Source organism: Amycolatopsis sp. lyj-108, from assembly GCF_046549005.1.
In the GTDB taxonomy this organism is placed as follows: Bacteria; Actinomycetota; Actinomycetes; order Mycobacteriales; family Pseudonocardiaceae; genus Amycolatopsis.
This window is the reverse complement of record NZ_JAJPWQ010000002.1, coordinates 306,675-320,636: the sequence shown is the minus strand read 5'-3', so window position 1 is coordinate 320,636 and position 13,962 is coordinate 306,675. Positions and strand designations below refer to the sequence as shown.

The 13,962-nt window shown below is 67.5% G+C and carries 12 protein-coding genes; 5 read left to right on the top strand and 7 right to left on the bottom strand.

Annotation, left to right across the window (positions count from 1 at the left end; genetic code table 11):
* Positions 1 to 6: 6 nt before the first annotated feature.
* Genes ACLJO0_RS07735 through ACLJO0_RS07725 form a run of 3 tightly spaced genes read right to left on the bottom strand, consistent with a single transcriptional unit; the run spans position 7 to position 2,544 of the window.
* Entirely contained in the window at positions 7 to 855 is an 849-nt protein-coding gene (locus ACLJO0_RS07735) for an SAM-dependent methyltransferase (RefSeq protein ID WP_410577205.1), read from the bottom strand.
* Between the two features lie 14 nt (positions 856 to 869).
* Entirely contained in the window at positions 870 to 1,685 is an 816-nt protein-coding gene (locus tag ACLJO0_RS07730) for an SAM-dependent methyltransferase (RefSeq protein ID WP_410577204.1), read from the bottom strand.
* Between the two features lies 1 nt (position 1,686).
* On the bottom strand, positions 1,687 to 2,544 hold the full coding sequence (locus ACLJO0_RS07725) for a helix-turn-helix domain-containing protein (RefSeq protein WP_037335949.1): 858 nt from the start codon (positions 2,542 to 2,544) through the stop codon (positions 1,687 to 1,689).
* A 220-nt stretch (positions 2,545 to 2,764) separates the two neighbouring features.
* On the opposite strand from ACLJO0_RS07725, the gene ACLJO0_RS07720 reads away from it, so the two are divergent.
* Both ACLJO0_RS07720 and gndA read left to right on the top strand, forming a co-directional pair.
* The gene (locus ACLJO0_RS07720; RefSeq protein WP_410577203.1) at positions 2,765 to 3,673 is read left to right on the top strand and encodes an MBL fold metallo-hydrolase; all 909 of its coding nucleotides are present in this window, start codon (positions 2,765 to 2,767) and stop codon (positions 3,671 to 3,673) included.
* Between the two features lie 348 nt (positions 3,674 to 4,021).
* Entirely contained in the window at positions 4,022 to 5,461 is a 1,440-nt protein-coding gene (gene gndA, locus ACLJO0_RS07715; protein ID WP_410577202.1) for an NADP-dependent phosphogluconate dehydrogenase, read from the top strand.
* Positions 5,462 to 5,541: 80 nt separating this feature from the next.
* On the opposite strand, the gene ACLJO0_RS07710 is transcribed toward gndA, so the two are convergent.
* The 3 genes from ACLJO0_RS07710 to ACLJO0_RS07700 all read right to left on the bottom strand — a co-directional run bounded on the left by ACLJO0_RS07710 (position 5,542) and on the right by ACLJO0_RS07700 (position 8,627).
* The gene (locus tag ACLJO0_RS07710) at positions 5,542 to 6,462 is read right to left on the bottom strand and encodes a hypothetical protein (protein WP_410577201.1); all 921 of its coding nucleotides are present in this window, start codon (positions 6,460 to 6,462) and stop codon (positions 5,542 to 5,544) included.
* 194 nt (positions 6,463 to 6,656) lie between these two features.
* On the bottom strand, positions 6,657 to 7,379 hold the full coding sequence (locus tag ACLJO0_RS07705) for a Clp protease N-terminal domain-containing protein (RefSeq protein ID WP_410577200.1): 723 nt from the start codon (positions 7,377 to 7,379) through the stop codon (positions 6,657 to 6,659).
* 33 nt (positions 7,380 to 7,412) lie between these two features.
* Positions 7,413 to 8,627: an NAD(P)/FAD-dependent oxidoreductase gene (locus ACLJO0_RS07700; RefSeq protein WP_410577199.1), complete on the bottom strand. Its 1,215-nt coding sequence runs from the start codon at positions 8,625 to 8,627 to the stop codon at positions 7,413 to 7,415.
* A 136-nt stretch (positions 8,628 to 8,763) separates the two neighbouring features.
* Here ACLJO0_RS07700 and ACLJO0_RS07695 point away from each other — a divergent pair, with 136 nt between their 5' ends.
* Positions 8,764 to 10,113, top strand: coding sequence for a nucleobase:cation symporter-2 family protein (locus ACLJO0_RS07695; protein WP_410577198.1), 1,350 nt, complete (start codon positions 8,764 to 8,766; stop codon positions 10,111 to 10,113).
* Here the strand turns inward: ACLJO0_RS07695 and ACLJO0_RS07690 are convergent.
* Positions 10,110 to 10,643 carry a serine/threonine protein kinase gene (locus tag ACLJO0_RS07690; protein ID WP_410577197.1) on the bottom strand — a complete coding sequence of 178 codons (534 nt, stop codon included), beginning with the start codon at positions 10,641 to 10,643 and terminating at the stop codon, positions 10,110 to 10,112. The genes ACLJO0_RS07695 and ACLJO0_RS07690 overlap by 4 nt on opposite strands.
* Positions 10,644 to 10,887: 244 nt before the next feature.
* Here ACLJO0_RS07690 and ACLJO0_RS07685 point away from each other — a divergent pair, with 244 nt between their 5' ends.
* The gene (locus tag ACLJO0_RS07685; protein WP_410577196.1) at positions 10,888 to 13,665 is read left to right on the top strand and encodes an EAL domain-containing protein; all 2,778 of its coding nucleotides are present in this window, start codon (positions 10,888 to 10,890) and stop codon (positions 13,663 to 13,665) included.
* Positions 13,662 to 13,961, top strand: a complete 300-nt coding sequence (locus ACLJO0_RS07680) for a GNAT family N-acetyltransferase (protein ID WP_125790285.1) — start codon at positions 13,662 to 13,664, stop codon at positions 13,959 to 13,961. The genes ACLJO0_RS07685 and ACLJO0_RS07680 overlap by 4 nt, the downstream gene beginning before the upstream one ends.
* Position 13,962: the final 1 nt, after the last annotated feature.

Here is a 13,962-nt window from a genome sequence, read left to right as displayed (position 1 = left end):
TCCGCCTCAGGGCTTGCGGCCCAAACCGCCGAGCCCGCCGGTGAAGGTCGGATCGTCCGCGAACCGGTCGCTCGCCCGGGAAGCCGCTTCGTCGAGGTGCCAGGCGGCCATCCAGTCGATACCCGGCTCCACCATCTCCAGTCCGTCGAAGAAGGCGGCGAACTCCGCGCGGGACCGCAGATGGAACGGCGCGCTCGTCTTCTTGTACAGCTCCTGGACGTTCTCCCGGTTGTCGCCTTCCTTGCGCGTGACGCCGTCCTCGGTCAGATGCGAGGACAGGAAGTACGAACCCGACGGCAGGAAGTCGAGGTAGCGCTTGACCATCTCGTGGACGGGTTCGTCCGGGCCGAGGAAGTACAGCAGGCCGACCATGACCAGCCCGATCGGCTGACGCGGGTCGATCACGCCGGTTTCGAGGGCGCGCTTCCAGATGTCGGCGGGATCCCGCACGTCACCCTGCAGGACCGCGTGCCGTCCGAGCAGCCCCTCGCGTTCCAGCAGCAGCTGGGAATGCGCGACCGCGACCGGCTCGATGTCGACGTACACGACCCGCGAGTCGGGGTTGATCGCGCTCGCGATCTGGTGGACGTTGCCGACGGTGGGCACGCCGGAACCGATGTCGAGGAACTGCGTGATCCCCTGGCGCGCCAGGTATCCCACACCCCGGCCGAGGAAGTCGCGGCCGACCCTGGCGAAGGTCTTGACCTCCGGGAACTGCTTGAGCACCTGAGTGCCGAACTCGCGGTCGATGGCCCAGTTGGCCGAACCGCCGAGGAACCAGTCGTACACCCTGGCCACGTTGGGCCGTTCGAGATCGACACCGTCGGGAGCTTCGGGGTCGTGTTGCGTCGTCATACCGTCACACCTCGTCAGAAACCGGGTTTGCGGGCGACCCCGCCGATGGCGCAGTCAACCGCAGGTGAGCGTGGGTCGTCCAGCCGCCATGCGCCGACCGGGACCAGACCCGGCGCGACGAGCTCGAAATCCCCGAAGAAACCGAGGATCTCTTCCTTGTCGCGGAAGGTCGCGGGAGTGCTCGACTGCTCGTACTGCTTCACGACGCGCTGGATCTGTTCCAGCTCGGCTCCCTCCACGCCGGACATCGTGACATGGGAAAGAACGTAGAAGGAACCGGCGGGCAGCAGCCTCCGGTACCGCGCGATGACGGCGGCGAGTTCGGGCTCCGGCACGAAATGCAGGACCGCGACGGTGAGCAGGGCCACCGGTTTCGCCGGATCGAGCACGCCGGTGTCGAAGGCGCTTTCCCAGATGTCGTCCGCGTCGCGCAGATCGCCGGCGAGCACCGCGTGCCTGGTGGGATCGCCGCCTTTCTCCAGCAGGATCCTGGCGTGCGCCACGGCGACCGGTTCGTTGTCGACGTACACGCACCGGCTGTCGCCGTCGACCTCGCCGGCGATCTCGTGGACGTTGCCGACCGTCGGCACGCCGGAACCGAGGTCGAGGAACTGGGTCACGCCGTTCTCGACGCAGTACCGCACCGCGCGGCCGAGGAAGGCCCTGTTCGCCCTGGCTGCGGTCCGCACGAGCGGGAAGGTCTTGACCAGCTGTTCGCCGAATTCCCTGTCCACCGCCCAGTTCGCGGTCCCGCCGAGCGCCCAGTCGTAGATCCGGGCGGCGTTGGGCCGCTCCAGATCCACGCCTTCGGGGACGAACCGCGGGTCCATCTCAGGCTTGCATCTGTGTCCGGTACAACTCGGCGAGTTCCTTGAGGAACTGCCGGGTCTCCTGGCGTTCCAGCGCGGCTCCGCGCAACCGGTCCCAGGAATCGACGAAGATGTTGAAGTCCTTGACGTCGTCGAGGTACAACCCGCCCGCCGAATGCTCGATGTAGACGAAATCCCTGGTGCGATCAGGGAAACGCATGATGGTGAAGTCGTTGGGCACGGCGGCGAGCCGCGCGCCGAACGGCAGGACGTGCACGTACACGCGAGGATGCTTGTCCAACGCCAGCAGATGCTCGACCTGGTCCAGCATCACCGCCGGGGCGGAGCCGCCGGGAGCGCGGCGCAGGGCGCCTTCGCTGATGATGAACCGGTAGTACGGCGGCTGTTGTTGTTCGAAGACGGCCTTGCGGTCCAGCCGGTTGCGGACCAGCGAAGTGACGTCGGTGGCGCCCGCTTCGGTGAACTGCTTGAGCATGTAGTGCTCGGACTGCAACGGGCCGGGGATGCGCTCGCCGTGCCAGGTGAGGATCTCCGCGGCCGCGGGTTCGAGGTCGGTGAAGGTGCGGAACCAGTGCGGCACCACGGATCGGTACCCGGACCAGTGGCCGCGCTGCCCGGCCGCGGCGCGGGCCAGGTTCATCAACGTGTCGGCCTCGTCGCCGTTGATCCCGAACGCGTTCAGCATGGATCGCACATCCCCGAGCTTGACCCCGACGGCACCGGACTCGATCTTGTTGACCTTGCCCTGGGTGCAGCCGAGAACCTCGGCGACCTGCTGCTGTGTCATCCGCGCGGCGTTGCGGGCATGCCGGAGCTCGTTCCCGAGCTGCTTCCGGCGCGAGGTGACGGTGCTGGCCATCAGCCTTGCTCTCCCGGACCACATAGCCAGGACCACGGCTGCCCGCCGTCCTGCGCGCGAATATTCGAACCCACCCAGGGTACTTCACCTTGCGGGGTTCGATGATGACATTGCGCAGCGTTCCAGGAAACGCCCGAAAACACCAGTCACCTGGTACGTCACCCTGGTGGCGGAACGATCTCGTCACATTTCGGGCACCTTCGTCGGGCATAGTGACCGAGTGGACCAATCCCCCTTCGCCAGGCAGGTCACCGACGGTGTCTTCGGGTACGTCCAACCTGACGGGTCGTGGTGGATCAACAACTGCGGGTTCGTCGCCGCGGGCGGGCACACCGTGCTGATCGACACTTGTTCGACCGAACGGCGTACCCGGGCACTGCTGGCGACGGCGGAGTCGGCGGGCGGGGCACCGGTGACCACCGTGATCAACACGCATCACCACGGCGACCACACGAACGGCAACTACCTGGCGGCCGGCGCGACGATCGTCGGCCACCGGAAGACACGCGAAGTGATGGTCGCGACCGGGATCAACACCTACGAGAACTCGTTCACCGGGAACGACTGGGGCCATCTCGAACTGCGGCCGCCCGAGGTGGTGTTCGACGACCGGCTGACCGTGCACGCCGGCGACGTCCGGCTGAAACTGATCCATCCCGGACACGCCGCGCACACCACCAACGACGTCCTGGTCTGGCTGCCGGAGCGGCGGGTGCTGTTCGTCGGCGACCTGATCTTCAACGGCGGCAGCCCCTTCGCGCTCATGGGCTCGCCCGCCGGCTGGCGGAAGGCACTGGACCTGGTCCGGGAACTGGAACCGGAGACGATCGTGCCGGGCCACGGCCCGCTGTGCGGACCGGAGGCGATCGACGTCGTCGACGGGTACCTGGGTTTCCTGCAGAAACTCGCTTCGTACGGGAAGACCGCCGGGCTGACGCCGCTTCAGGCCGCTCGCGAAGCGGATCTCGGGCCCTACGCGGAACTGTCCGAACAGGAGCGGCTGTCGGCGAACCTACACCGGGCCTACGCCGAACTGGACGGTCTCGACTGGGGTGCGCCGATCGACCTGGGGGCCGCGCTGGCGGACATGGTCACCTTCAACGGCTCCCGTATCCGGTGCTTCTCGTGACGCGGTCCATTGGGGACGCTTGACCGCTGTTTCCGGTGCCGTGCCGGTCCCGCTGCCGTCGCCGCCACTGATGTCGCGAAAGCCACTTTCGCGACATCCAGCGTCCCGAAAGTGGCTTTCGCGACAGTCGTCTCAGGCTTTTCGCCCCACCTGCAGCCCCCCCACCCATCCCTGGGGGACGGCCCCGATCCCAGCCTACCGGCGAAAGGCCTGGGCAGGGGCGGACGAGCCGAGGTGTCCACAGGCAGGCCAGGTTGTGGACAACTCCCGGTTGATCCCTTCTCGCCCCGGCGCCGTATCCCTCAACGGGGATAGGCTCGGCACGGGAATCGAAGCGGAAGGGTGCGGATGAGCAAGAAGGCGAGCATCGGGGTCACCGGCCTGGCGGTCATGGGCCGCAATCTGGCCAGGAACCTGGCGAGGCACGGGCATACGGTGGCCCTGCACAACCGCTCCGAGCAGCGGACGAAGGAACTGGTCGAGCAGTTCGGCGACGAAGGCGACTTCATCCCGGCGTATTCGGCGCAGGAGTTCGTCGACGCGCTGGAGCGGCCGCGCCAGGTCGTGATCATGGTCAAGGCCGGCGCGCCTACGGACGCCGTGATCGACGAGTTCGTCCCGCTCCTCGAGAAGGGCGACGTGATCGTCGACGCGGGCAACGCGCACTTCGCGGACACCCGGCGCCGCGAGGCCGCGCTGCGCGAGAAGGGCATCCACTTCGTCGGCACCGGTGTGTCCGGCGGCGAGGAGGGCGCGCTGCACGGGCCGAGCATCATGCCGGGCGGTTCCAAGGAGTCGTACCAGTCGCTCGGGCCGTTGTTCGAGGACATTTCGGCGAAGGTCGACGGCGAACCGTGCTGCACGCACGTGGGCGCGGACGGCGCCGGGCATTTCGTGAAGATGGTGCACAACGGCATCGAGTACGCCGACATGCAGTTGATCGCCGAGTCGTTCGATCTGCTGCGCGGCGCGGGCGGTTACTCCCCCGCCGAGATCGCCGACGTGTTCCGCACCTGGAACTCGGGACGGCTGGACTCGTACCTGATCGAGATCACCTCGCAGGTGCTGGCCCACACCGACGCCGCTTCCGGAAAGCCGTTCGTCGACATCGTGGCGGATCAGGCCGAGCAGAAGGGCACCGGACGCTGGACCGTCCAAATCGGACTGGACCTGGGCGTGCCGATCAGCGGCATCGCCGAAGCCGTCTTCGCGCGTTCGCTGTCCGGCTCGTCGAACCTGCGTGAAGCCTCACGCGGTCTCGGCGGTCCCTCACGCGCTCCGCTGACAGGGTCCGCTTTGGACACCTTCGCGGACGACGTCGAGCAGGCGCTGTACGCGTCGAAGGTGGTGGCGTACGCCCAGGGCTTCAACCAGATCCAGGCGGGCGGCGCCGAATACGGCTGGGACATCGACCTCGGCAAGGTCGCTTCCATCTGGCGCGGCGGCTGCATCATCCGCGCGAAGTTCCTGAACGACATCACCGCCGCGTACGCCGAAGAGCCCGGGCTACCGACGCTGCTGACCTCCGGCGGCTTCCGCAAGGCCGTCGAGGACGCCCAGGACTCCTGGCGTTCGGTGATCTCCACGGCGGTGCGGCTCGGCATCCCGACCCCGGGCTTCTCGACCGCGCTGGCCTACTACGACGGTCTGCGCGCGGAGCGGCTCCCCGCCGCGCTGGTGCAGGGGCAGCGGGACTACTTCGGTGCCCACACGTACCGCCGCGTCGACCGCGAGGGTTCGTTCCACACCGCGTGGGCGGCCGACGGCCGTCCCGAGTCCTCCGCCTGACGGAGCTGAAGGGGACTTTCCCTGCATAAGACGCCACGAAGGGGCCCTTCACCGCATGTCATGCGGTGAAGGGCCCTTCGTCAACTCGCGATCCGCACGTTCGGTCGAGCACGAGCCGCGGCCGCGGCATGGGCGGCCCGCAACTCGGCAGCCACCTTGTCCGGCTCGGTCCGCAGACGCGACGGCAAGGTCTGGAGAACCAGAACGCCCGCCGACGTATACCGCCCGTTCCTCGCCAAGGTCCGGTCGAACCCGTCCACGACCTGGAGATGGAATGACAGCGAGTCGATCTCCCATGCCAGCCCGACATCGTCGAACCAGGCATCCGGTTTCGCGACGAACCTGCCCGCCTCGTCGTACAGCTTCTTGTTCCACACCGGTTCCGGCAGGCCGGATCGTTCCCAGACTCGCCTGGCATCGATCTCGGCGATCGACTCCTGTCCAGCAGTCAGTTCCGTGAGCACAAGCCGAGGCACTGCGCTCCCCCGCTGGCTGCCGTGGGCCAGTTCGTGGGACAACCGCTCAAAAGAGCTGTATCTCCGCTGAACCACTTCGCTCATCAGAGCCTGGACTGGCCTGACCTCCGTCTGCCTGCGACAGACGTCGAGGGTCGCGCGGGTGATTTCCGCCAGCGGACGCCCATCTCGGGTAGTCGCGCGAGGCATCCGTTGTGTCCGCTCGACGATCACGAAGCCATAGTTGTGCAGCTTCCGTTCGTGCGGGACGAGAAGGTGGACCTCATCGCCGGCGTCTGGCACATTTCGCAGGCCATGTATCCGGCAAGCTTCACCACCGGTGAGCAGAGCGGACTTGCCGCCGTACAGCATCGCCGCGGCGATCTGCTGTTCACGAGAAGGTGGTGCGTTGAAGAGAAGGACAATGCCCGGCAAGAGTCTCGTCCAGGGCCCGTTGGGCCCGCATCTTCGGTACGTCGTGGTCGAGGAGACCCCCATTTCTTGAAGGCGCATCACGCGGATGACACCGTGGTCGCTGTTCTCCATCAGGAGTTCGGGGTCGTCGCCCCATGATCCTTTTTTCATTCTTCGATCGTGGGGCCGGCCACGACGCCTGCCCAGACCCGATTTCCGCACCTGTGGATAACCGGGGTGTTGTGGATAGATGCTGAAGGGGACTTTCCCCGCATCACATGAGACGAAAGCGTCCTTCACCGCGTGAGACGCGGCGAAGGACGCTTTCAGCCCACACCGCGTGCCGCGACGATCTCCGCCAGTGCCTGCACGATCAGCGCCTCGGTCTTCTCCTTCGTGAGCCCGAGCCCGGCCAGCAAATCGTCGCCGAGTTCGAACAGGGCCAGCAGGATGTGCTCGGTGCCGATGTAGTTGTGCCCGAGCCGCAGCGACTCCCGCATGGTCAGTTCCAGCGCCTTCTTGGCCTGCGCGCCGAACGCCATCTTCGCCGCCTCCGCCGGTTCGTCTGCGGGTTCCGGCAGCCTTGCCACCGCGGCCTCGCGCACGGCTTCGAGCGTCACCTTCTGCGCCACGATCGCCCCGGCGGCGAGCGCGGCGGGTTCGGCGAGCAGGCCGAGGATCAGGTGCACGGGCTCGATCTGCGGGCTCTTCGCCGCGACGGCCTCGTCGCGCGACGCGACGACGACGTGCCGTGCGCGGTCGGTGTAGCGGCTGAACACCTTCACCAGGTCTTCGAGCGACGAGCCGCTGGAGTCGACAAAGCGCTTCTGCGCGGCCTGCTTGGACACCCCCATGTTCTTGCCGATTTCGGTCCAGGACGCGCCGGAGCGCCGCGCCTGGTCGACGAAGTGGCCGATCAGGTGGTCGGCCACTTCGCCGAGGTGCTCGCCGAGGAAGACCGCGTCGGAAAGCTGGCCGAGCACGTCGCCGTCGGGATGCTGCTGCTTGATGTGGGAAATGAGGTCGTCGAGCCGGACTGGATTCGTCATACCGTCAACTCTAGGTTGACGCCAGACTAGTCGTCAACCACGGGTTGACGCGAAGGTCGCCTTGAGGTCGAAGTCGTGCGCCTCCAACGTCTCGAACCGCGGTTCCGGATCCACGGCGAACAGGCGGCGCGCGGCGATGTGGTCCGGCGGCCGGTTCACCGACTCCACCCCGACGAGCACGCCGTCCCGGAACGACAGCACCGAGAACTTCCCGCCCTCCCGATCCCCGGTGACGACGGTCTTGTCCGCCCCGGTCAGCAGCCCGGCGATCTGCAGTTTCGCGCCGAGCTGGTCGGTCCAGAACCACGGCAGACTGTCGTAGGGCGCGGATTCACCGGCGATGTCCGACGCCGCCGCCCGCGCTTGATCGACGGCGTTCTGCACCGACTCGAGCCGGGTCGCCGTGCCAGCCTGGACACACGGGAAGTTCGCGCAGTCCCCCACCGCCGAGATCTTCGGGTCGCTCGTGCGCAAGTGTTCGTCGACGACGACGCCGTTCGCCACGACGAGCCCCGCCTCCTCGGCGAGCCTTGTCCGCGGCTCCACGCCGACCCCGACCAGCACCAGGTCGGCGAGCAGCCTGCTGCCGTCGCTCAGCTCCACCTCGGCCACCCGGCCGTCGCCGTGCAGTGCAGCGACACCCATGCCGAGCAGGACCGTATGCCCGGCTCCCTCGTGGAGAGCGGCGAAATACGCCGAAACCTCAGGAGTCGCCACGCGGGCCATCAGCCTGTCCTGCGCCTCCACGATCGTCACGGGCCGCCCGGCGTGCGCGGCGAATTCGAGCCCGATGAACCCGCCCCCGACCACGACCACGTTCGCCGCGCTTTCCAACGCGGTACGCAAAACGTCGGCGTCGTCCTTGGTACGCAGCGTGAACACACCGTCCAAAGTGGACCCTGGAACCGGGAGAACGCGGTTGTCCGCGCCCGTCGCGAGGACGAGATGGTCGTACTCGTGGGCGCTTCCGTCCTCGAGCACCACCTTCGCGCCGTCGCGATCCACCGACGCGACTCGGCCGGGGATCAGCTCGATGTCCTTCTCCGCGAAGAAGTCCTCGGGCCGCAAGCGCAACTGGGCGTCACCCGCCGTCCCGGCGAGATAGCCCTTCGACAGCGGAGGTCGTTGGTACGGCAGGCCGGGTTCGTCGCCGATCAGCACGACCCGTCCGCCGAACCCCTTGTCCCGCAGCGAGGTCGCCACTCCGAACCCGCTCTGTCCGGCCCCTATGACGAGGACGGTCTCCATCGGCGCTCCTTCCGTTGTACCCAGTGTCCATTCAACACAGCTCCCGCCCCTTCGCACCATGATCTTCACGCGGCGGACGCGCTACGGTCATGCGCGACGAGTCCACTGGTGTTCCCGCACGTCAGAAGGGGGTTACATGAGCCGGTCCGAGGTCCACCCGGTCGACGCCCGCCCGCCACTGCCGAAGCTGACCCTGCTCGGCCTGCAGCACATGACGATCATGTACGCGGGCTCGGTGGCCGTCCCGCTCGTCGTGGGCAGCGCGCTGAAACTGGACGCGGCGACGATCGCGTTGCTGGTCAACGCGGATCTGCTGGTCGCGGGCATCGCGACGCTGATTCAGGCGATCGGGATCGGGAAGATCTTCGGCATCCGGCTGCCAGTGGTGGCCGGCGCGACGTTCACCGTCGTCAACCCGATGATCATGATCGCCTCCCAGTACGGCATGCAGGCCGTCTACGGCGCGATGCTCGCGTCGGGGGTGTTCGGCCTGCTCATCGCGAAGCCGTTCGCGAAGATGATCCGCTTCTTCCCGCCGCTGGTTTCGGGCACGCTGCTCATGGTCATCGGCATCTCGCTCATCGGCCCCGGCGTCGGCCTGATCGCCGGCCACGACACCGGATCGCCGGACTACGCGAAGCCCGCCAACATCGCGCTCGCGTTCGGCGTGATCGCGGTGATCGTGCTGTTCACGCGGGTCCTGCGCGGGTTCGCGAGCCAGATCGGCCCGCTGCTGGCACTGCTGATCGGCCTGGCCGCGGCCATCCCGATGGGCCTGGTGAGCTTCAAGGGCATCGCCGACGCCGACTGGTTCGGTCTCGCGTCGCCGTTCCACTTCGGCCCGCCGACCTTCCCGATCGCGGCCGTGCTCTCGATGTGCGTCGTGATGCTGGTGACCTACACCGAATCCACCGCGGACCTGGTCGCGGTCGGCGAGATCACCGGACGCCCGGCGACCGGCTCCGACCTCGCGCGCGGTCTCGCCACCGACGGTCTCTCGGCCATCCTCGGCGGCGCGATGAACTCGTTCCCGGACACGGCTTTCGCGCAGAACGTCGGCCTCGTGCAGATGACCGGCGTGCGCAGCCGGTGGGTGGTCGCGATGGCGGGCGGCCTGCTCGTGCTGATGGGACTGGTACCGAAGGTCGGCGCCTTCGTCGCGGCCGTACCGGAGCCGGTGATCGGCGCGGTCGCGGTGGTCATGTTCGCGATGGTCGCCGCGGTCGGGGTGCAGAACCTGAAGAAGGTGGAGTTCTCCGGCAACCACAACACCTTCATCGTGGCGGTGTCGGTCGGCGTCGGGCTGCTGCCGGCGTTCTCCACGAACCAGTTCGGGAACTCGATCTTCTTCCAGCACTTCCCGGCGTGGCTTCAGACCATCTGCGGCAGCCCGATCACGGTCGCCGCCATCGTCGCCTTCACCCTCAACCTGCTGTTCAACCACCTCGGCAAACGCCGAGAGCCGGATCTACTTCAAGCGCCCTAACAGAAAAGCCACTTCGGCCACAGATTGCACTCTTCGGTGGGTGTCGTGGAGGGCGGCGGCGGGTTCGGGTTGGGCGGCTGCGGAACGACCGTGGAACCGGTCGTACGCGGCGGATCGGCAGGCTCGTTCGGCGATGTCGGCGACGTCGGCGTGGTGGGGTCCGGGGAATCGGACGTCGACGCGGCCGAACTCGACGTGCGGCGGCTGGACGTCGACCTGCTGGGCTGGGATGAAGAAGTCCCACCCTCGCCGGTTTCGACCGTCTCGGTGCTCGGGGCCGCCGACGTCGCGCCGGCTCCCCCGTTGTCCGAAGGCCGCTTCGGCATCTCGATCACGCCGGCCGGGTTCGGTTGCGCGGTCGGCTCGGGATCCGCGTCGAACCCGACGAGAACCGCGGCGGCGCCGCAGGCGACGACCACGGCGATCACCACCGCGATAACTCTCCAGCGTGACTTTGCCCGTGACTCCTCGTGGTCGTCCCAGCCCTCGCGAATGAGCAGGTCGGCGACCGAAACGTCGTCGTCATCCACCAGCCGAAACCTTTCACCGGGAACGAGCGAAGAGTAGTTTTACCGCAACTCACCGCCGAACGGGTGAAGTTAACCAAAAATTATTCACCCGATGGAACAACCCAGCGTATGCCAGTCACAGAGCGTGTATTCATACGCTTTCGCGCATATCGGCGTCGGCCTACGTTCGGCTCGCGTATACAGCGCCCTCCTCGGGTGGTGTAATCGACGGTGCCAGCACCGGAAGAGGGGGTTCGGACGGATCATGGAGGCTGATGCCCTCGCCGTGCCCGGAGCCGGGAATTCCGGCCGTCCGGCGGGCGCGCCGCTCGGAAACGAGCCGGTCGGCGACCTCGGCCTCGCGGGCGACCACGCCGCCATCTGGTCGTACGACTTCGAGCGCGAGAAGCTGTCCTGGCTGCCAGGACTGGAGAACCTGCTGGGTGGAGCCGCCCTCACCGAAGCCGAGATCGAGTCGAGGCTCGCCGATCTGGTGGCCCCGCTGACCTCCGGCACCCGTACCTCCCCGGCTTGGCGCGAGTTGGAACTCGAGCAGTCGTTCCGGAACCCGGCGGGCGAGGTCCGCTGGGTCCGCCTGCGCGCCCGCACCATCGGCGACGACACCGGCTCGACGGGGCTGCTCGGCATCGCCACCGACGTGACCGACGTCCGCGAGAACCGGCAGGCCCTCGAAGATCTCACTGACCGTTACCGGCTTCTGGTGGAGCTCAGTCCCGACGCGGTCTGCGTCCACGAAGCCGGCGTTGTCACGTACGTCAACCGGGCCGCCGTCACCGCGCTCGGAGCGTCGTCGACCGCCGAACTGATCGGGCGGCCGATCATGGATTTCGTCGCCGACGAGTCGCTGCCTGCCCTGCTGGACAGGATCGCGTCGCTTCACCGCCAGGGCGCGTCGACCTCTCCCGCGGACACCGTCATGCTCCGGCTCGACGGCACGAAATACCTGGTCCAGAGCATTTCGGTGCGCACGACCTGGGAAGGAAGACCCGCGTTCCAGGTCATCATGCGCGACATCAGCGCGCAGAAGGCCGCCGAAGCGACGCTTCGCTATCAGGCCGCGCTGATCAGCCACGTCAGTGACGCGATCATCGCGACCAGCGGCACCGGCATGGTGACCAGCTGGAACCCGGCCGCGGAGAACGTCTACGGCTGGACGGCGGGCGAGGCGATCGGCGGCACGGTGAGCGAACTCGTCGGCGCCGCGCTCGATCCGGAGACGGTGCTGCGCAGGGGCGGTGTCATGCAGATGACCCATCGCCACCGCAACGGCTCGACACTGGCCATCCGCATCTCGGCCGCGGAGATGAACGACGGGTTCGTGCTGGTCTGCGCCGACGAAACGGCCCGGCGGCGCGCCGAGCAGCACTACAGCACGGTGGTCGCGTCACTCGACGAAGGCGTGGTCGTGATCGGCCCCGGCGGCCTCATCGAATCGGCCAACCCCGCGGCGTGCCGGATCATCGGCGTCGACCACGACGACCTCATCGGCGTGCCGTGTGTGACGCTGGAGCTGTACGACGAACAAGGCCGCCTCCCGCCCGCCAGGATGCCGTCGGTGGTGACCCGGCGCACCGGGGCCACGCTGACCGGTCTCGTGCTGCGGCTGCGGCGGCCCGACGGCGAAGACGTCTGGATCTCGCTGACCTCGCGGCTGTTGACCCCGGAGGACCCGTCGGCCTTGGCGGTGGTCGCCTCGTTCACCGACATCACCGAACGCCGCGCCATCGGCAAGCGGCTCGCCCACGAGGCGACGCACGATCCGCTGACCGAACTCGCGAACCGGACGCTGGTGCTGGACAGTCTCGCCGAGGCGCTCTCCGGCGCGGGCCGCGCCGAACTGACCACGGTGCTGTTCATCGACCTCGACAAGTTCAAGGTGATCAACGATTCCCTCGGCCATTCCGTCGGCGACAAGGTGCTCCGCATCGCGGGCGAACGGCTGCGCCGGGGAATCGGCGAAACCGATCTCGTCGGCAGGCTCGGCGGCGACGAATTCGTCGTCGTCACCGCGGAGATCACCGAACCGCACGAGATCAAGGCACTGGCCGAACATCTGCGCGAGGCGCTGACCGAACCGATCACCGTCAACGGCAGGCAGCTGCACATCGACGCCAGCATCGGCATCGTCACCGCCGCCAACGACGACACCCGGACCGCCGAAGACCTGCTGCGGGACGCGGATGTCGCGATGTACCAAGCGAAAACGCTCGGCCGGGCGCGCTACGAGTTCTTCGACGTCGAGCTGCGCGAGCGGATGCAGCGACGGCTGCGCATGGAGCAGGATCTGCGCGACGCCCTGCAGAACGAGGAACTCTGGACGGCGTACCAGCCGGTCGTGGACATCGAATCCGGTGCGATGGTCGCCGTGGAAGCCTTGCTGCGCTGGAAACATCCGGCGCACGGCACGATCTCGCCAGCCGAGTTCATCCCGCTTGCCGAGGAAAGCGACCTGATCAACCTGATCGGCAAACACGTCCTGCGCACGACCACCCGCGAGATCGCCCGGCGGCGTGAACAGCTCGGCATCGACCTGAACCTCAAGGTCAACCTGTCGGCCCGGCAGCTGGACGACCCGCATCTGGTGGCGGGCGTGCAGGACGCGCTGAAGACCACCGGGCTCCCGCCGCACGCGCTGACCCTGGAGGTCACCGAGAGCGCGCTGATGCGTGACCAGGCCGCGGCCGCCGAAGTACTGACGTCGTTGCGTGATCTCGGTGTCTCCCTGGCGATCGACGATTTCGGCACCGGTTATTCATCGCTCGCGCAGCTGCAACGGCTCCCGTTGGACACGCTCAAGATCGACCGCACCTTCGTCACCGGCATCGCGGAATCACGCGACGCGGCCGCGATCGTCAAGAGCATCATCGCGATGGCGCACGCCGTCGACCTGATCGTCGTCGCCGAAGGCGTCGAAGACGAAGAGCAGCTCGCGGTCCTGCGTGAGCTGCGCTGTGACCAGGCGCAGGGCTTCCACTTGGGTCGCCCCGCGCCGCCGGACGAACTTTTCGGAGCCTGGGAATGAGTGTCGAGATCAAAGCCGGAGAAGACCGCTACGACATCGTCGTGGACGGGAAACCCGCCGGGTTCCTGAAAACCCGCACCCGCCCGGACGCGATCCTGTTCCTGCACACCGAGATCTCGGACGACTTCGCGGGCAAGGGCCTGGCCGGCAAGCTCGTGACCGCGGCGCTCGACGACGTCCGGTCGCAGGGCAGGTCCGTCCTGCCCTACTGCCCGTACGTGCGCTCGTTCATCGCGAAGCACCGCGAGTACGAGGATCTCGTCCCCGAGGACAAGCGCGCGGAATTCGAACTCTGAG